The following is a 17,834-nucleotide window of genomic DNA, read 5'->3' as shown; positions in this document are numbered from 1 at the left end:
CATGCTCGTCGCCATGATCGGCCGAACCTGCGCCTAGGAGCGGTCGTGGCCGAGCACACCTATGAACATCACCGCCACCGGAAGCCGGAAATCCAGGACGTCGCGCGCGCTGGGGATGATCAGTTCGGGGGGTCGTGGTAGTCGGCGTCGATGCAGGTGGTGACGCCTTCGGGCGTGGTGCTGGTCGACAACGCGCGGGCATGGATGAGCACGAGGGGATCGTTGTCGACATAAACGACCTTCGACTCCGCCGCCACGGCCTGGGTGGCCTCGTGGGTGTCGCACATCGTCGGCGACCCGCTCCCGATACCAAGGAACTGACGGACACCTTCCTCGCCAGCGAGATAGCGGACGGCGCGGATGAGGAACTGGCGCGACTGCACCCCCATCGCCGAAATGTCCGGGCTCGAACTCGACACGCTGTCCCGCGGCCAGGACGCGGAAGCCTTCGCCTTGGATCTCGAAGTGGTGGGCGAAGATGTCATGGGCGCCGTGGTCGGGGTTGATGAACCCGTTGCCCATCGTCACGCCGAGCCATTCCATGGTTCCGTGTTCCATGCATGGCTTCCTTTCTGTGAGTGGGTGGTGAAACGAGTTGCGGCTTCGTTGCAGGGGATTGGTACGTCTTGCTGGATGCCGTGCAGATCGACCGGTGCGCAACGATCCAGCTCGTCGGCCCGAACGGCTCGTTGTTCGTCCGGCGTTGCGCTTCGTGCCGTGGTGCGGGCAGGGGCAACTCATCGCCGCCTCCGTGTGCGGTCGTCGCGGTCGCAGGCCCCATGCCGCGAGGGCAGGATTGCCGGCGCAACGAATCACGTTGTCCACACTGGTTGCTTCCTTGACACTCCCGGCCGGTGATGTCACCTCCCTGATTCCCCGTCAACGTTTCGGTTCCGATCGTGGCCTGCAAGCGATGTCGGCAGTGATGGCCCAGTGGTGGGGTACCGTAGGCATTACATGGGCATTTCTCAGTTCAGGGCCGCAAAATGGGTTGGTGACGATTCGCGGGCGGGGTTGGACGGGGTTCGAAGCGGTCGCGTTGCAGGAGGCGATGCGCAGATCCATTCGGGATTTCGCCGCGCTGCTCGGTGTCGAAACAACAACGGTGACCAACTGGCGTACTGGGTTGAGCGGGGTAGTGCCCAGGTCGCTGACGCAATCCATACTCGACAGCGTCTATTCGAGGTACGCGACGCCGGAGGACCGGAAGCGATTCGATCAGATTGTGGCAGAAGGGGAAGCCGCGTGGCGAGCCCGGCATTCACGGTCGTCGCGCAAGCTCAGGACAGGGGCGAGAACTGAACCTGCCATCGGTATCAACGTCACGGCGTCATCGGTTGACAACGGCCGAGAAGTTCCCGCGTGCGCGCGCTCAGCTCTGGACGGAGCCCTCGATTTCCGCGTGGCGTTCATGCCGACGCAAGCGTTGGCGGAGAAGTCCCTGGACAGTTTCGCCGCCATGACCGATCAGCTGGCGGGTCAGCGTCAAAGCCTGTCTCCACATGCGCTGATCGGCCCGATCGAGGCTCATCGCGATGCTGCATCAGCTCTGTTTCGCGCTGCGACGGACGAACGCGCGAAGCACCGTGCTGGGGCCTTGCTGGCAGAGACCTCCATTGTGGCGAGCCGCGTGTGGAGCGCGATCGGCGATCGGCCGATGGCGCTGACGCACAGCGCATTCGCACGCAAGCTCGCGGATCGGCTACAAGACAGAACCATGGGTGCGGTGGCGCGGATATTCGAAAGCAACTTGCGCTCCGATGCTGCGACGTTGATCGGATCCGATGGCGACGTCGTAATCGGGCTTTGAATGTTGAAGGAGGCGGCTACGGTCGCCGATCTCCTGCCACCTGCCGCGCGAGCGCGGGTCGGCGCCGAGCAAGCGCAAGCCTATGCAGTGCTGGAACTGCGGAATGAATGCGAGGACGCGCTTCGCCGCGCCCAGCGGGCCGCCGAGGAGCTCGACGAGACCGATCTGACGGGGTTGTTCAGCGATTGGACCACGACACGAATCCGGGTCTACGTCGGTACATGCCAACTGCTTCTCGGCCAGCCGAAGCGGGCGATCGCTGCGCTCACGGAAGCGTTGGACGCCTCGGCAAGAGACAGTCCGAATGTCGATCTCGCCGCACGGGTGGATCTTGCCAGCGCCTATGCGTTGTCCGGTGAGCTGGAAGAGGGTTGCCGGATTCTCGCCGACACGTACGACGAGCTGGCTGCCATCGGTAATCACCGTGGAATCGAGCGGGCGCAGAGAGCGATCGAACGGTTGGCCCCGTGGCAGGATGAACGGCCCGTGCTCGCGATGCGGGAACGGGTCGCCGGCATCAACGACTCCTGGTCGGCTCCATCGCTACCCGGATAGCCGACAGCACTGCATCGGGCTCCAGGCTGTTGACAATCGCATCGGGTGAATGCTGCGCCAGCTCATCGACTGACATTCTGTGCGCTACCGCGACAACCCCGAAGCCTGCGTGGCGTGCGGTAGCGATGTCGTTCGGCGCGTCGCCGATGATCACGGTTCGTCCCCGGTCGAGCGGATGGCCGAACCGTGCCTGAAATCGATCGACAACGAACGCGGGCAGGTCGAACCGCTCGCGCGCATCCGAACCGAAAGCACCGAGGTTCAGATCGAGGTCGGCACCGAGACCCGCCACCCTGAGCTTGAGTTCGGCCGAGACACGCAAGTTGCCGGTGAGGACGGTCTGGACGAACCCGTTCTTTGCGAGGACCGCGATGGTGTCGGCGGCGCCGGGGTATGCGGCCTGCTCACGGGCGAGTTCCGCCTCGCCCCGGACCATGACATCCATGAGCACATCGGGGTACCGACCGAAACCTTGTTCCGCCGCCACCTCGGCGACTCCGGAGGCGATGGCCGTGTCGATGACGATCGACTCGTCGGTGTAGCCGTGAACGCGCGATGCGGGGAACACGACCTCCGACTCTTCCAAGTGGTAGGTGCGTGCCACAGCCCGCCTCAACCACCGCAGATCCGCGGGAATCAGAGTGCCGTCGACATCCCAGACAACAAGCCCCGCGATCGTCTCACCCATGTCCACATATTCTCCCTGAATGGGTTGTCGGATGTGACCGGGCAGCTCACCGCTCGGGCGTGCGCCCCTGCGCTGCGGCGGCCACGCGCTCCTCGTGCACCTGCTTTGCGTCGTCGAGCAGTTCGAGCAGTTCGCGTTCCTCGCGGATGCGCCGCCGGTATTTCTCGGGCAGCAGGCGGATGTTGGCCGCTTCCCGGACCACCTTGGCGTACAACACTTCCCGCCGGTCCAGGTCGGTCTCGTAGGTGGTGCTCAGGTACTGGAGGGCGAAGCGGCGCGCGTTGTTCACCGCGGTCTGCGCCTTGCCGGCGGGGCTGACGAGCGAGGCGACGACGGTGAGGATCAGCACGCCGACGATCACGCTCAGCGACAGGCCCGTCGAGATCTCCACGACGGGCACCGGTTCGCCTTCGTTGACGAACGGCACGTTGTTCTCGTGCAGTGCGTGCAGGATCAGTTTCACGCCGATGAATCCGAGGATCGCGGCGAGACCGTAGCTGAGATAGATCAGGCGGTCGAGCAGGCCGTCGAGCAGGAAGTAGAGCTGGCGCAGGCCGAGCAGGGAGAACACCGTGGCGGTGAACACGATGTAGGTGCTCTGGGTGAGGCCGAAGATCGCGGGGATGGAGTCGAGCGCGAACAGGATGTCGGTGCCGCCGATCGCGACCATCACCAGCAGCATGGGGGTCAGCACGCGGCGGCCGTTCTCCACGGTGAACAGCTTGTCGCCGTCGTAATGCGGGCTGGTGCGCAGGAACCGGCGGGCCAGGCGCACCACGATGTTGTCGCCGGAATGGCTGTCCTGTCCCTCGGGCCGGAGCATGTTGCCCGCGGTCAGCAGCAGGATGAGGCCGAAGAGATAGAACACCCAGGCGAACCGGTTGATCAGGGTCGCGCCGACCAGGATCAGCGCGGTGCGGGCGAAGATGGAGAACACGATCCCGAACAGCAGCACCTTCTGCTGGTCGGCGCGCGGCACCGCGAAGCTGGTCATGATGATCAGGAAGACGAACAGGTTGTCCACCGAGAGCGCCTTCTCGGTGATGTAGCCCGCGAAGTACTCCACCCCCATGGCGCTGCCGCCGAAGACCAGCACCGCCAGGCCGAACAGCACCGCGATGCCGATGTAGAGCGCCGACCACACCGCCGCCTCGCGCAACGTCGGGGTGTGCGCCTTGCGGACGTGGAAGAAGTAGTCGTAGCCGATCAACGCCACGATCAGCACGAGGGTGGCCGCCCACACCGGCGCCGAGACGCTCATGCCCGCCCCGCCGCTACCTGCCGCCCCACCGCATCCTCCCGCCTCACCGAATCACCGTCGATGCTCATGCGTGTCCTCCCGGGTCGCAGCCGATCTCCCCAGGCTAACGACCTCGGACCGCCGAACCGGTGCGGACACCCGGCCGGACCGGGCGGGCTCGGTCGCACCGGAGCGCGGGTTGCCGCGCGGCGCCGGCGACTCGGCCGACCGGGACGAGCGGTGATCGCACCCCTCGTTCCCGGCCGTCGCGGACCCGCTCCGCGTTTTGAGACTTATCGGCTGATTATTTCGGCTATCAACGCTCAGGTTTGCATAGAAGTTTCAACGTTACGATCTACTCATATGCCTCGAGAGATGCCCAGGCCAACACCCCCTTCCTCATCGAGTGACGCACCGGCCACCTCGCCGCCGCCCCGCCGGAACACCCGGGACAGCGACCGCACGCTCGCCGAGACCTATCGCCGATTCGGCGAGACGATGATGGCCGGGTCGTCCCCGCTGTACGCCCGCGTCGCCGTCGCGCTGAGCGAATCCGCCGCGGCGATGCGCGCGCTCGGGAAGGCGCCGGCGCGCCGGCGGCGCCCGGCGTTCGTGCTGGCCGTCCTGCACGAGCTCGCGCTCGCCGGGCAGGCGCCCGCGCTGGCCGCGGCCTTCGCGGCGGCGGACGGCGACGGTGCCGCGTCCGCCGCGATCGACACGCTGCTGAGCGCGGCCGACCGGGTCGTCTCGCTCGCCGCGCACCCGCGGGTGCGGTCCACGGAGATCGGACGGCATGCCGTGCTGTATCCGGCCGTCGCCGCGGCGGCCCACCGGGTGGGCGCCGAGTCGGTGGCCTTGATCGGCGTCGGCGCCGGATCCGGGTTCGACCTGAGCGTCGACCGCGCCGGAATCTCCTACAGCACCGGGCAATTCCTGGGTGACCCGGCCTCGCCCGTGCGACAGCGCGCGACCGTCGTCGGCGACGGAACGCTCCCGTCCCTGCCGATCCCCGAGGTCGTCGCCCGGATCGGGATCGACGCCGACCCGCTGGACGTGACCGTCCCGGAGAACGCGCGCTGGGTGCGCGCCTGCCTGCCGCCGGACCGAACCGAACGGGCCGCCGAACTGGACGCGCAGCTCGCCCTGACCACTGCCGCCCCTCCCCTCCTGCTGCACGGCGACCCCGTCGACCTGCTGCCCGACGCGCTCTCCCGCGTGCCGCCCGGCACCCTGCCCGTCGTCACGACCACGTGGTCGCTGGCCCGCCTCGCCCGCGACGACCGGCTGCGATTCCTGCACCGCCTCGACGCCGCCGCCACCCACCGGCCCGTCGCCTGGGTGTCGGCCGAGGGCGTCGGCGTCGCCCCCGCCGTCCCCACCTTCGGCGACCGCCACGCCTCCGGCCACAGCATCCTCGGCCTGGCCGTCTTCGGCCACGGCACCCTGCACGCCGAAAGCCTCGGCCGCTGCTGGTCCCGGGGACGGCTGCTGTCCTGGGTCGCCGGGTGAGCACGGCGACGGTCCGCGATCACGCGGTGTCCGGAACTCAGCCTTCGCGCCGCGCTCGCGCCCGGCGTTTGCCTTCGTGCATCGCCTGGACACGCGCGACCGGAATGGTGTGCCCCTCCTCGACGAGGTCGGCGGGAAGGGACTGCGGTGCGGGCATGCGGGCGGTCCACGGGTCCCGGTCGCCGAGCAGGCCGGGCACCGTGTCGATGGTGAAGTCGGTCGGGGTGATGTCGGGCAGCTCGTCCCAGGTGACCGGGAAGGACACCGGGACGCCGGGGCGGATGCGCGGGCTGTAGGTGGCGACCACGGTCGCGCCGCCGGAGCGGGTGGCGTCGAGGAAGACCTTGCCCTCCCGGTCGTCGCGGATGAACGCGGTGGTGGCGAGCGCCGGGTCGAGGCGTTCGGCACGGGCCGCCACGGCGCGGGTGGCGGCGGCCGCGTCCTCGAGCGGGATGCCGGGCCGGAGCGGGACGAACACGTGCACGCCCTTGGCCCCGCTGGTCTTCACCGCCGCGGACAGGCCGTCGGCCGCCAGGGCGGTGCGGATGAGCTGGGCGGCGAGGACGGCGTGGCGGAAGGTCTGGCCGGGCGAGGGATCCAGGTCGAGGACCAGGTGGGTCTGGCCGACCTCGGGGTCGGTGGTGAGCAGGGTCGGGTGGTATTCGACCGCGCGCTGATTGCCGAACCAGAGCAGGGTGCGCAGGTCCTGGCAGACCGGGTAGGTGATCGTGCGCTGGGCGCTGGCCGCCCAGGTGGTGACCCGCGGCACCCACTCCGGGGCGTACTTCGGGAGGTTCTTCTGCATGAACCTCTCCTGGCCCGGCCGGACCCGCACCACCGACAGCGGACGGTCCCGCAGCTGCCCGACCAGTTGGTCGGCGACGGCCTCCAGGTAGTCGACGAGGTCGCGCTTGGTGGCCTGCGCGCCGTCGAACAGCGGTTGGTCCAGATTGGTCATCCCGACGCCGGCGCGCTCCTCGTCGCTGCTCATCGCCCCACCTTGCCCCGGCGCGGAGGGCGGGTCAACCATCGGCGGGTTGGCGCGGAACCGGCATCCGCGCCAGACTTGATCCGTGAGTTGGATGTCATCGCCCGGTGCCGCGGGGAGTACGTCGTGACGGTGCTCGCGCGCGGGGAGAACCGGCCCGCCCCCGCCGACCGGCTGACGGTCACCGTCGCGGGTAACGCACCGCTGGATGTGTCGGCGCTGCTGTTGAATTCGGCGGGCAAGGTCCGTTCGGACGCCGATTTCGTGTTCTTCAACCAGCCCGCCGGGCCGGGCGTCACCTACCGGCACGGCCGCGGCGCGCCCGACGTGGTGGACGTGGTGACCTCGGCGTTGCCCGCCGACGTGCAGACCGTGGTCGTCACCGCCAGCCTCGACGGCAGCGGCCCGCCCACGCTCGCGGCGGCGGGCGGGCTCACCGTCACCATCGGATCCGATTCGGGCACACTGACTTTCCCGATCGCCGGGCTCACCACCGAAACCGCGGTCGTCTGCGTGGAGATCTACCGTCGCGGACCCGGCTGGAAGGTCCGCGCCGTCGGCCAGGGATACGACAACGGGCTCGCGGGCATCGCGACCGCCTACGGGGTGAACCTCGACGACCCCGCGGACGAGCAGCCGGCGCCGAGCCCGACGCCGCCGAGCCCCGCGCCGGCACCGGGCGGCGGCGGATATCCCGCTCCCCCACCGGGTTCCGCCCCGCCCGCACCCGCCACCGGATACCCCGCGGCCCCACCCCATCCACCCGCCGCCGGCCATCCACCGCCCGGCGCTCCCGGCGGGCAGCAGATGCCCCCGGCCTATCCGCCGCCGCACCTCCCGGGGCAGCCACCGCCCGGCGCACCGCATCCGGGCTACCCGCCACCAGCGGGCGGTCCCGGCCGTCCACCCGTACCCGCGCACACTCCCCCCTTCGCACCCCAGCAAGGAGCGCTGCCGATGCAGAGCGATCTTTTCGACCCCCGCCATGCCGAGGTCAACGGCCTCGGTATCCAGAAGCAGGGCGGCAAGATGATCAAGGTGGGGGTGCAGGGCGAGGTCATGGCCCGGGCCGGGTCGATGGTCGCCTACCAGGGCGAACTCCAGTTCCAGGCGCTCGGGTCGGGCGGGATCGGCCGCGCCATCCAGCAGCGGCTCACCGGCGAGGGCGTGCCGTTGATGAAGGTGAGCGGTCGCGGCGACCTGTTCCTGGCCAACGGCGCCGCCGACGTGCACCTGATCGACCTCGACGGCACCGACGGGCTCACCATCAACGGAGCGAACGTGCTCGCCTTCGATCCGACCCTGCGCTACGACATCAAGATGGTGCAGGGCGCGGCCGGTTTCGCCAGCAACGCGGGCCTGTTCAACTGTGTCTTCACCGGGCGCGGCCGGATCGCGATCACCACCCACGGCTCGCCGGTGGTGCTGAACGTGGACCAGCCCACCTACGCCGATCCGCAGGCCGCGGTGGCGTGGTCGTCGAGCCTGCAGACCGGGATCAAGCGCAACGACTCGTTCGGCCTGGGCAGGCTGATGGGCCGCAGCACCGGTGAAGGGATGACGTTGTCGTTCAGCGGGCGCGGATTCGTCATCGTTCAGCCCTCGGAGTTGCCGCCCGGCGGCATGCTCGGTGGCACCGGCGGCGGTCAGGAGGCCGGGCAGTCCGGCGGCATGCTGGGCGGGCTGTTCGGCTAGCCGGCCTCACGGCTGGGGTGCCCGGGCCTCCAAACGTCCCAGGGCACTGTGCATCTGGTCGACCTTGCGTTCGATCCGCTCCAGATCCTCGGCGTCGACGCGGAACAGCCAATGCTTGGCGCCGAGCAGCAGCACCGCCTGGAAGACCAGTTGCAGCCACTCGCTCTGCCAGTTCTCGAAGGTGCTGGCGAAGAACGAGGCCCAGTAGTCGTTCCACAGGAACGGCTGCCCGTGCTCCTGCTGCTCGCTGCGGAACTCCGCGAGCTGGGTGAAGAACTGCCCCAGCCAGGAGCCCAGGAACAGCAGGACGAGCACGTAGACCGCGCCCCACCGACGGAAGTGTTTCATGCGCCGGGAATACCCGGCGCACCGGCCAGCTAACTGTGGGCAGACCGCCCGCTCACTCGCTCAGCGCCGCCTCGAACATCGGCCACGCCTTGTGCAGGTCCTCCTGCCAGTAGCCCCAGGCGTGCGTGCCGGTGGGGCGCAGGTCGACGGTTGCCGGGATGCGCAGTTCCTGCAGGCGATCCCGCAACTGCCGGGTGCACATGCCGGTCACCGCCTCCAGCGGTGCGCCGAAGAGCAACTGGTAGCCCAGCTGCATCGGATCGCCGCCGACGGCGGCGGGGTTGTCGAGCGGGCCGGGCAGGCCGGAGCCGCTGGAGATGTAGATGGCGGTGCCGCGCAGGCGGTCGGCGTGCAGGTAGGGGTCGTTGGCGCGCCAGGTGGGGTCGGTGGGCGGGCCCCACATGTTGACCGGGTTGCCGCGGTGCGACGCGACGACCGCGTTGACCATCACCTGCCCCTGCGGATCGCTGGTGCGTACGCAGCCGCTGAACGACCCGATCGCCCGGTAGAGCCCGGGCGCGGCGAGCGCGAGCTGGAACACCGACGTGCCCGACATCGAGACGCCGGCGACGGCGTTGGCACCCGAGCCGTGGAAGTGCTCGTCGAGCAGCGGGGGCAACTCCTCGGTGAGGAAGGTCGCCCAGCGCTGCCTGCCCAGCACCGGGTCCTCGGCGCGCCAGTCGGTGAAGTAGCTGCCCGCGCCGCCGAGCGGGATCACCACGTTGACCTGTTTGTCGGCGAAGAACCGCTGGTAGTCGGTGCGGTCGTGCCAGCTGCCGTCGACGTGGCCGGAGGCGCCGTTGAGCAGGTAGAGCGTGGGTGCCGGGCGGTCGGGATCGGGGGCGCGCAACAGCAGCACCCTGGTGGTGCTGTCCATCGCCGGCGAGTGGATCTCGAGATCGAGCAGGCGGTCGTTCTCCGGCCGGATCTCGGTGATGCGGGCGAGCGACTGCTGTCCGCCGCTGGCCGGGGCGGCCGCCGCGGGGGCCGCTCCGGCGAGGAGCAGGGCGAGCGCGATCAGCACCGCGGTGGCGCCGCGCCTGGTCCCCGAACCCGATCCGATCACCGTGCACCTCGCTTTCCCCGTCAGTCCCGCGCCGACCGTCCTCCGGCCCGATTCCCGAGCCCCGGACCGCTGACCACCAGACCCCGAGTCGACCACCTCGAGTGAACGACACCGCCGCCGGTGCGCGGAACCCGGCGGGGCAAAGATTGTGCCGGTTACCAGGGCGGGCACCGGACCACTGGGACCGGGACCCAAAACCCGGTCGGGTACGGCGGCGCTCAGCGCTTGCGCAGCAGGCCGGGCGCGACCGCGATCGGCAGCGAGGCCCACACCACCTTCCCGGACGGCCAGCGCGGCGCACACCCCCACGCGCGCGCGATCGCGGCGACGGCGTGCAGGCCGTGCCTGCGCATCCGGCCCGGCGGTGCCTCCCGCAGCACGGCGGCGTGCGGATCGGCGTCGGCCACCGCGACGGTCAGCGCGTCCGGCCGCAGTTCCACCCGCAGGTCGAGGTCGCCGCGGCCGTGCACCAGCGCGTTCTCCACCAACTCGGTGACCACCAGTTCGGCGTCGGCCTCGGCGTGCTCGACACCCCACGCCCGGCACAGCTCGCGCAGGAACCGCCTCGCCCGGCCGGGCGAGGCGATGTCCGGATACAAGGCGAGCCGCTCGCTGCGCTGCCGGGACGGCGGTTCGACGGCCTGCGCGGCGGCGGGCACTCTGCCGACCACCGGCACGGTCTGCGGCAGGGCCGCGCGCACCGCCCGCCGGTCCGCCTCCTCGGCGACCACCAACAGGATCGGTACGCCCGGCCACTCGCGGACCCGCGCCCGGGCGGCGGAGAACGCGGTGAGCATCGAACTACCGCCCAGCACCAGGTCGTCCAGCGCGACGATCAGCGCACGCGGCTCCTCCACCGCGAATTTGACCAGGTCGTCGCCGAAGCGGCGATACGACTCGACGTCCAGCACGCCCGCCGGCCGGAGCACCGTGCACTCGCCGTACCGGGTGCGCCGCCAGCGCACCATTCCGCTGCCCGGCAACAGTCCTCCGCGGCTACCGTGCGAATCCACGCGGCCCGGCCGTCAGGCCGAGGCCACCTGGGCCTGCCACATCCAGTGCAGCTGTTCCAGGCGGGCCGCGATCTCGATGAACAGATCCTGGGTCACCGGGTCGGCCTTCTCGGTGGCGTCGATCCGCTCGCGCAGCCGCGCGATCACCGCGGACAGGTTCTCCACGATGGTCTCGATGACGGCGCGGTCCTCGAGCCAGCCGTCGCCGATGCCGGTGGCGCCCGAGTTCTGCGCCACCGTCGCGGCGCGGCCGTCCGGGCTGACACCGACGGCGGTGGCCCGCTCGGCGGCCGCGTCGGTGAAGTCGCGGGCGGCGGTGACCAGTTCGTCCAGCGCCAGGTGCACGGAACGGAAGTTCTGGCCGATCACGTTCCAGTGCGCCTGCTTGGCGATCAGCGACAGGTCGATCAGGTCCACCACCGTGTTGCGCAACGCCTCACCCGCGATGCGCTGCTGCTCGGAATCGAGGGTGCTGGTGATTGGCTGGGGCATCGCTCATGCCTTTCCGGTCGTCGGTCCGTGTCACGATCGGGCTTACCCAGCGGGCGCGCCGCCAACCAGAACAGCGATCTCGGCCACACCGGCCGGTCGGTCAGTTCTGCTCCGGCATGCGGTCGTGCAGGGTCAACAGCAGGTGGTCGAACGCCGTCTGGGTCTCCGGGGTCACCGGGGGCAGGGTGTCGAGCTCGGCGATGAGGCGCTCGGCGAGCGTGCGGAGTTTGACGTTGGTCTCCTGGGAACGCCATTGCAGCACCCGGAACGCCTGATCGGCGTTGATGCGGTACATGCGCATCAGCACGCCTTTGGCCTGTTCGATGACCGCGCGGGAGCGCACCAGCTCCGGCAGGGTCTCGTCGAGCACCTCGCGGCGCTCGGCGTTCATGGCTTCGGTGAGGTCGATGTAGTAGCCGGTGGTGCCGACGGTGTTGCCCGCGTCGTCGGTCATGGCGTCGCCGAGCACGATCACCTCACGGACCCGGCCGGAGGTGTCGATGATGCGGTGACGGCTACAGAACGGCTCGGCGCGGCGCACCGCGTTGTCGATGGTGCCCGCGACCTGTTCGCGGTCTTCGGGATGCTTGTGCGAGAGCAGCAGCTCGGTGGTCGGCGTGACGCTGCCGGGCGCGTAGCCGTGCAGGACGGCGACCTCGTCGGACCACTCCCAGCGCTGGTCCGCGTAGCGGAATCGGAAGGTGCCCGTCGTTTGCGGACGACCGGCACCCACGACCTTGGCGATCACGCTCGCCGCGGTCTCCGGGGTCATTTCGTCCATAGCCATCACGCATCCAAGTATGCTCCCGCCGCCGCGCGGCGTGCCCTCCCCGATGAGAGAGCGACGAGCGCCGGGCGGCGCGTGCCACCCGGCGCTCGTATCCGTCACTGAAGGTCAGTTGCCGCCGCTGCGGCTGTGTTCGCCGCCTCGGATCTTGGCCTCGGTGGGCTGTGCCTGCGCACCCTTGCGGCCCGCCTCACGGGGGTCCGCCGAGTTGCGGTCGCCGAAGCTACCGGTGCTGGCCTGGCCGCCGCGGCGCGCCTGCTCCGCGGTGTCGGAACGGTTGCCGAACTGACCGGCGTTGTTCGGATCAGCCATGGTCCAATCCTCCTTCGGTGATCGGTCTTCCTTGCGTCGCGACCACTGTCGCGGTCACATCCGAGGCCTACCCGGCTCTGCGGCGCTCAATCGGCGGAATCGAAGAAGTCCGAAATGCGGTGAATGCCGCTGCGGCGCAGACACTCTGGATCGCGACCCGCCAATACCCCGGATACGCAGGAGGTTCGATGGCATGACCGGGCTCTCGGTGGGTATGCGACCTTCGAACGGAGGTGTGGCATGGCACACGGGATCGAACGTCCCGCCGACGCGCGGCGCGCTCGGGCGCAGTTCGCCGACACGGTGCTGGCGACGGTGACCGGACCCGACCGGATCGCGGCGCTGGTGGATCGCATCGTCGGTGATCGCATCGAGGTGGGACCGCTGCCGGTCGGTCCGGGCGGGCTGGTCTCGGCCACGGCGGTCGCGCGGCCGTGGCCGGTCCGGTTGACCGCGGTGCCGGAGCGGGACTGGGAATTCGCCATGTTCCTTCCGATGCTGCTGCATGTGCGGGTGCGGATCCCCGGTCGCACCGTGGTGTTCAGCGGCGCCGTCGCGGTGCGGACCACGATCGCCCTGGAGCCTGCGGGGCGGTGCGCGCTGGCGGTGCGGATCGCCGAGATCGGGCGGTCGGACGTGCGGGCCCGGTTGCATCCCGCCGATACCGTCGCGGGCCTGCTCGGGCGGCTCGGCCGGGTGGAGCGGCTGGTGGCCGACCGGGTGCGCCGGGTCGCCGCGGAGGTGTTCGACAGCCCGGCCGTGCGGGAGCTGCGCCACATCGACGTGGCCGCGCTGATCGACCGGGCCCTGTGGACGGACCTGCTGCCCGCCGCGCCCGCGCCGCCGCTCGGCGCGCACGGTGTTTCCGGCGGGGCGAGCCGGGCACCCGAGACCCATGGACGACAACTCGACCGGACAGACATCCCGGCCTGACGCCACGGCCGCGCACACCACCGTCACCGGCGACGACCTGCGGGAACTGCTGCATTCGCACGGCTCCGACGCCCGGCTCGTCCTGGAGGATGGCCGGGTGACGCTCGTCCCCGACACCGACCGTGCCGAGCACGGGCTGGTCATCGCCACCAAATCCGACGTGCTCCAACGCGCGGGCCGCGACCCCGACGCCACCGCCCTCGCCGAACTGGCCGAACTCCTGACCAGCGAGATCCGTTTGCAAGGCGCCTGAGCGGGTCAGCGGCCGGAGGCGGTAGCGCAGCGTCACCACGCAGGCCGCCCCGCTCAGGCGAAGAACGGCACAGCCTGAGCGGGTCAGCGGCATCCGCTACCGCTCAACCGGAGAACTCGGCTCCGGTGCCGTACCGTGTGGGGTATGGCTCTGCCCCGCCGGAACCTGCCCCGCCGGAATCTGCTCCGCGTCGCCGCCGCCGGGTCGGCCGCCGTGCTGGTGGGCACCGCGGCGGCGAGCAGCGGCCGGTTCCGGGTGCCGCGCTGGTCGGACGACCCGTTCACGCTGGGTATCGCCTCCGGTGATCCGGCCCCCGACGGGGTGGTGCTGTGGACGCGGCTGGCGCCGGACCCCTTCGCGCCCGACGGGCACGGCGGGATGATGAACGCGCCGGTCTCGGTGGACTACGAGGTCGCCCACGACGAGCAGTTCCGCTCGGTGGTGCAACGCGGCACCGCGGTGGCGACCCGCGAGCTGGCCCATTCGGTGCATCCCGAGGTGCGCGGGCTCGAGCCCGACCGCTGGTATTTCTACCGGTTCCGGGCGGGTTCGGTGATCTCTCCGGTGGGCCGCACCCGCACCGCGCCCGCCCTCGGCCAGGCCGTCGAGCGCCTGCGTTTCGCCTACGCGTCCTGTCAGTCGTGGAGTTCGGGGTATTACACCGCCTACGAGCATCTGCGCGCCGAGGATCTCGAGCTGGTCGTGCATCTGGGTGACTACATCTACGAGAGCAGCTGGCGCCACGGCAGGCTGGAGGATCCGCGCACCCTGGAACGCGGCGAGTCGGTGGATCTGCCGGGGTATCGGTTGCGCTATGCCCAGTACAAGGCCGAGCAGCCGCTGCGTGACGCGCACGCCGCCTTCCCGTGGATCGTCACCTTCGACGACCACGAGGTCGACAACAACTGGGCCGCCGACCATCCCGGCCTCGGCGTGGACATCTACCGGTTGCCGCCGTTGTTCCGCGGGCGCAAGGCGGCCGCGTTCCAGGCCATGTACGAGCATCAGCCGCTGCGGTCGGCGCAGCTGCCGGACGGTCCGTCGATGCTGCTGCATCGCCGGTTCGGCTGGGGTGACCTGGCCGAACTGACCATGCTCGACACCCGTCAGTACCGTGACGTGCAGGTCTGCAGCGAGAACGTGACCGCCGACTGCCCCGAGCGCTTCGCCACCGACCGCACCATTCTCGGTGCGCGGCAACGGGATTGGCTGCTGGCGGGGCTGGTCAGCTCGCCCGCCCGCTGGCAGATCCTCGGCAACCAGGTGGGGATGAGCCAGATGGACGTGGATCCGGGGCCGGGGCTGACGGTGTCCACCGACTCCTGGGACGGCTACGTCGCCGACCGCAACCTGATCCTGGGGACCGCCGCCGATCGCGGGGTGCGCAACCTGGTCGTCATCACCGGCGACCGGCACCAGAACCATGCCGCCGACCTGCGCCGCGACCACGCCGACCCGCAGTCGCCGGTGGTGGCCGCCGAATTCACCGGCACCTCGATCACCACCGGGGGCGACGGCGCCGACGTCACCGACACCGGCCGTCGGCTGCTGGCGGCCAACCCGGATCTGAAGTTCTTCAACTCCCAGCGCGGCTATGTCCGGGTCGAACTCGACCACCGCGTGTGGCGCAACGACTTCCGGGTGGTGCCGTTCGTCCAGCGCCGTGGCGCGCCGGTGCACACGCGGTCGACCTGGGTGGTGGAGGACGGCATCCCCGGCGTCGCCGAGGCGGCTCGCCCTGCCGCGCCCACCACCGGATTGTCCGCCGCGCCGGACGGCGGCGGCTGAGCTGCCGCGTCAGCGGCCGTGGGCCATGTCGTACCAGCGGTGCGGGATGGACCAATCCCAGTGCGCCGCCGCGGCTTCGGCCTCCGCGGAGCGCCGCAGCCATTCCTCGTAGCACGGCAACGATCCACCGACCCCCGCCCCGTACAACAGGAAACCGCGCACCAGCTGCTGCCACACCGCGCGTCCCGAAATGCGCATCGCGACCTCCTCGCCGACCGCCCCGCCCGGCGGTCCCTCGCCCCGACTCGGGTTCGGTGGCGACAGGATAATTCCGCCACGGGCCTCGGTGTCCGAATTCCCCGTTTCCGTCAAAAGATGCCCGATTGCCCGGTGGCCGGTCACAGCCAGCCGGTCGCGGCCTGCAGTGCCAGGGCGGAGCCGGCCAGCACGAGGCCGAGGATCCCGCCGTAGACCAGCGGACGCGGGCCGGTGGCGGCCAGTCGGCGCCAGTCCAGCCCGGCACCGACGGCGGCGAGGACGGCGGCGACCAGCCAGCCGCTGAGGTGGGTGAGGCCCGCCGTCCAGGCGGACGGCAGCACCCCGAGTCCGGCGACGACGGAGGCGGCGAGGAACAGCACGACGAACAGCGGGATGGTGCGCCACAGCGGGGTGGGCTCGGCGGCCTCCCGCCCGGCGCCGCGGCGGCCCGCCAGGTGCAGGCCGACGCACAGCGGGACGATCATCAGGCTGCGGACCAGCTTCACGATCACCGCGAAGGACGCCGCGACCGGGCCGAAGGCGACCCCGGCCGCCAGCACCGAGGAGGTGTCGTTGATGGCGGTACCCGCCCACAGCCCGAACGCCTCCTCGGAGAGGCCGAGCGCGTGGCCCACCGGCGGGTAGACCAGCACGGCCAGGATGTTGAACACGAAGATGGTGCCCAGCGCGTAGGCGACCCGGTCCCGGCTGGGCTTGATGACGGCGGTGACCGCGGCGATGGCCGAGGCGCCGCAGATCGTGGTTCCGGCCGCGATGAGGATGCCCGACTCGCGATGCAGGGCGAGCAGCCGCCCGACCACGAGCGCGGCCACCGCCCCGGCCACCAGGGTGCCCAGCAGCACGACGGCGGTCTCCCGCCCGACGGTGAGCACCGCGTCCAGCGGCAGCCCGAGCCCCAGCAACACGATGGCGATCCCGAGCACCCGCTGCCGGGTCAGGTCGAGGCCGGGGCCGAAGCGGCCGTCGTCGGCGACCGCCCGGCGCGCGGCGACACCGGTCAGCGCACCCGCGGCCAAGGCGGTGACCGGCGCGCCCGCGACCGGCACGAGCCGCCCGACGACGGTGGCCACGGTGGCGAGAACGGCGGCGAGCAGGAGACCGGGGACGGCGGGGCGCAGGGTGTTCACCCCGTCGACGTTCCTCGCGTGCGGCCCGGACCGGTAGCGGGCAACTTCGTCTGACCCCATAAACTGCGGTTATGACCCTGCCGCCGGGGACACCCGACCTGGCCGTGCTCGACCTGCTGGTGTCGGTCGCCGACACCGGCAGCCTCGGCGCGGCCGCGCGCAGGCACGGCATCAGTCAGCCCGCGGCGAGCATGCGGATCAGCGCGCTGGAACGGCGGCTGCGGCTGCGGCTGCTCGACCGCGGGCCGACCGGCTCGGTGCTCACCGAGGCGGGCCGGGTCGCGGTCGAGCAGGCGCGCGAGGTGCTCGCCGCGGCCCGCTCGTTCACCGACACCCTCACCGCGCTCTCGGGCGACCACGCCCCGCGCGTGCGGGTCGCCTCCTCGAAAACCATTGCCGACCATCGGGTTCCGCAGTGGCTGGCGGCGCTGCGGGCGGTGCGCCCGGACGTGACGGTGGCGCTCGAGGTCGGCAACAGCCGGCAGGTCGAGGCGATGGTGCGCGACGGCTCGGCCGACATCGGCTTCGTGGAGGGCCCGCATCCGCCCGTCGGGCTCGCCGACCGGGTGCTCGGCGCCGACCACCTGCTGGTGATCGTCGGACCGGAGCACCCGTGGGCGCGCCGCGCCCGCCCGCTCGGCCTGCGCGAGCTGGCCGCGACGCCGCTGCTGTGGCGCGAGCCGGGCTCGGGCACCCGCGACACCGTGTGGGAGATCCTCGCCGCGCACTGCCGGCCCGCTCCCCCGGCCGCCGAATTGGGTTCGGCCGTCGCGATTCTGGAAGCGGTGCGCACCGGCTTGGCGCCCGCCGTGCTCAGTGCCCTCATCGCCGCACCCGAACTGGCGGCGGGCCGCGTCGTCGAGGTCCCGGTCGCCGACGCCGCCGTCCTCACCCGCCGCTTCCGCGCCATCTGGCGGCGGGAGGCCCCGCCCTCCGGCGCGTCCGAGACCCTCGCGGCCTGCGCGGCACGCATCGAGTCGGCCCGCACGGCCGCCGATCCGGGCTGAGCCG

General features: G+C 70.9%; 19 protein-coding genes and 2 pseudogenes. 8 read left to right on the top strand and 13 right to left on the bottom strand.

Going from position 1 to position 17,834, the window contains the following annotated elements; all coding sequences use genetic code 11:
* Positions 1-45 precede the first annotated feature (45 nt).
* Both AMO33_RS30720 and AMO33_RS32735 read right to left on the bottom strand, forming a co-directional pair.
* A pseudogene (locus AMO33_RS30720) lies at positions 46-485 on the bottom strand (SAM-dependent methyltransferase); the annotation flags it as partial.
* Positions 433-543: pseudogene (locus AMO33_RS32735) on the bottom strand (cold shock domain-containing protein); the annotation flags it as partial. The pseudogenes AMO33_RS32735 and AMO33_RS30720, both read right to left, overlap by 53 nt.
* Before the next feature lie 274 nt (positions 544-817).
* On the opposite strand from AMO33_RS32735, the gene AMO33_RS31785 reads away from it, so the two are divergent.
* Together AMO33_RS31785 and AMO33_RS26915 are read left to right on the top strand one after the other, a co-directional pair.
* Entirely contained in the window at positions 818-1,810 is a 993-nt protein-coding gene (locus AMO33_RS31785; RefSeq protein WP_139337535.1) for a hypothetical protein, read from the top strand.
* Positions 1,811-2,365: a hypothetical protein gene (locus AMO33_RS26915; protein WP_060594726.1), complete on the top strand. Its 555-nt coding sequence runs from the start codon at positions 1,811-1,813 to the stop codon at positions 2,363-2,365.
* On the opposite strand, the gene AMO33_RS26910 is transcribed toward AMO33_RS26915, so the two are convergent.
* Positions 2,328-3,053: an HAD family hydrolase gene (locus AMO33_RS26910; protein ID WP_060595174.1), complete on the bottom strand. Its 726-nt coding sequence runs from the start codon at positions 3,051-3,053 to the stop codon at positions 2,328-2,330. The two genes, AMO33_RS26915 and AMO33_RS26910, sit on opposite strands and share 38 nt — an antisense overlap.
* A gap of 46 nt (positions 3,054-3,099) precedes the next feature.
* The gene (locus AMO33_RS26905; RefSeq protein ID WP_011210909.1) at positions 3,100-4,314 is read right to left on the bottom strand and encodes a TerC family protein; all 1,215 of its coding nucleotides are present in this window, start codon (positions 4,312-4,314) and stop codon (positions 3,100-3,102) included.
* Between the two features lie 354 nt (positions 4,315-4,668).
* Between AMO33_RS26905 and AMO33_RS26900 the strand changes: the two genes are divergently transcribed.
* On the top strand, positions 4,669-5,802 hold the full coding sequence (locus AMO33_RS26900) for a DUF2332 domain-containing protein (RefSeq protein WP_228824965.1): 1,134 nt from the start codon (positions 4,669-4,671) through the stop codon (positions 5,800-5,802).
* A 37-nt stretch (positions 5,803-5,839) separates the two neighbouring features.
* On the opposite strand, the gene AMO33_RS26895 is transcribed toward AMO33_RS26900, so the two are convergent.
* Complete coding sequence (locus tag AMO33_RS26895) at positions 5,840-6,793, bottom strand: DNA polymerase domain-containing protein (protein ID WP_060594724.1); 954 nt, start codon at positions 6,791-6,793, stop codon at positions 5,840-5,842.
* Positions 6,794-6,916: 123 nt separating this feature from the next.
* Here AMO33_RS26895 and AMO33_RS26890 point away from each other — a divergent pair, with 123 nt between their 5' ends.
* Positions 6,917-8,485, top strand: coding sequence for an AIM24 family protein (locus AMO33_RS26890; RefSeq protein ID WP_060595173.1), 1,569 nt, complete (start codon positions 6,917-6,919; stop codon positions 8,483-8,485).
* Between the two features lie 6 nt (positions 8,486-8,491).
* Here AMO33_RS26890 and AMO33_RS26885 read toward each other — a convergent pair whose 3' ends face one another.
* The 6 genes from AMO33_RS26885 to AMO33_RS26860 form a co-directional block, all read right to left on the bottom strand.
* The gene (locus tag AMO33_RS26885) at positions 8,492-8,833 is read right to left on the bottom strand and encodes a DUF6766 family protein (RefSeq protein ID WP_060594723.1); all 342 of its coding nucleotides are present in this window, start codon (positions 8,831-8,833) and stop codon (positions 8,492-8,494) included.
* Between the two features lie 52 nt (positions 8,834-8,885).
* On the bottom strand, positions 8,886-9,899 hold the full coding sequence (locus AMO33_RS26880; protein WP_011210914.1) for an alpha/beta hydrolase: 1,014 nt from the start codon (positions 9,897-9,899) through the stop codon (positions 8,886-8,888).
* Between the two features lie 218 nt (positions 9,900-10,117).
* A complete protein-coding gene (locus AMO33_RS26875; RefSeq protein WP_139337534.1) occupies positions 10,118-10,882 on the bottom strand; it encodes an ATP-binding protein in 765 nt (254 codons plus the stop codon).
* 42 nt (positions 10,883-10,924) lie between these two features.
* A complete protein-coding gene (locus tag AMO33_RS26870) occupies positions 10,925-11,404 on the bottom strand; it encodes a Dps family protein (protein ID WP_060594721.1) in 480 nt (159 codons plus the stop codon).
* Positions 11,405-11,504: 100 nt separating this feature from the next.
* Positions 11,505-12,185 (bottom strand): PAS and ANTAR domain-containing protein, encoded by a 681-nt coding sequence (locus AMO33_RS26865; RefSeq protein ID WP_106427558.1) that lies wholly within the window; start codon positions 12,183-12,185, stop codon positions 11,505-11,507.
* Positions 12,186-12,299: 114 nt separating this feature from the next.
* Positions 12,300-12,503: a hypothetical protein gene (locus tag AMO33_RS26860; RefSeq protein ID WP_011210918.1), complete on the bottom strand. Its 204-nt coding sequence runs from the start codon at positions 12,501-12,503 to the stop codon at positions 12,300-12,302.
* A gap of 240 nt (positions 12,504-12,743) precedes the next feature.
* Between AMO33_RS26860 and AMO33_RS26855 the strand changes: the two genes are divergently transcribed.
* From AMO33_RS26855 to AMO33_RS26845, 3 genes are all read left to right on the top strand, one after another.
* Positions 12,744-13,436 (top strand): hypothetical protein, encoded by a 693-nt coding sequence (locus tag AMO33_RS26855; protein ID WP_060594720.1) that lies wholly within the window; start codon positions 12,744-12,746, stop codon positions 13,434-13,436.
* Positions 13,399-13,689, top strand: a complete 291-nt coding sequence (locus tag AMO33_RS26850) for a hypothetical protein (protein WP_060594719.1) — start codon at positions 13,399-13,401, stop codon at positions 13,687-13,689. Before AMO33_RS26855 ends, AMO33_RS26850 begins: the two co-directional genes overlap by 38 nt.
* A 144-nt stretch (positions 13,690-13,833) precedes the next feature.
* Positions 13,834-15,477, top strand: a complete 1,644-nt coding sequence (locus AMO33_RS26845) for an alkaline phosphatase D family protein (protein ID WP_060594718.1) — start codon at positions 13,834-13,836, stop codon at positions 15,475-15,477.
* 9 nt (positions 15,478-15,486) lie between these two features.
* On the opposite strand, the gene AMO33_RS26840 is transcribed toward AMO33_RS26845, so the two are convergent.
* Together AMO33_RS26840 and AMO33_RS26835 are read right to left on the bottom strand one after the other, a co-directional pair.
* The gene (locus AMO33_RS26840) at positions 15,487-15,675 is read right to left on the bottom strand and encodes a hypothetical protein (protein ID WP_060594717.1); all 189 of its coding nucleotides are present in this window, start codon (positions 15,673-15,675) and stop codon (positions 15,487-15,489) included.
* A gap of 140 nt (positions 15,676-15,815) precedes the next feature.
* Positions 15,816-16,823, bottom strand: a complete 1,008-nt coding sequence (locus AMO33_RS26835; protein WP_060594716.1) for a YeiH family protein — start codon at positions 16,821-16,823, stop codon at positions 15,816-15,818.
* A 71-nt stretch (positions 16,824-16,894) separates the two neighbouring features.
* Between AMO33_RS26835 and AMO33_RS26830 the strand changes: the two genes are divergently transcribed.
* Complete coding sequence (locus AMO33_RS26830) at positions 16,895-17,830, top strand: LysR family transcriptional regulator (RefSeq protein ID WP_060594715.1); 936 nt, start codon at positions 16,895-16,897, stop codon at positions 17,828-17,830.
* Positions 17,831-17,834: the final 4 nt, after the last annotated feature.

It is taken from the genome of Nocardia farcinica (assembly GCF_001182745.1).
In the GTDB taxonomy this organism is placed as follows: Bacteria; Actinomycetota; Actinomycetes; order Mycobacteriales; family Mycobacteriaceae; genus Nocardia; species Nocardia farcinica.
Note: the sequence above shows the minus strand (reverse complement) of the source record. Positions and strands in the feature narration are given on the sequence as shown.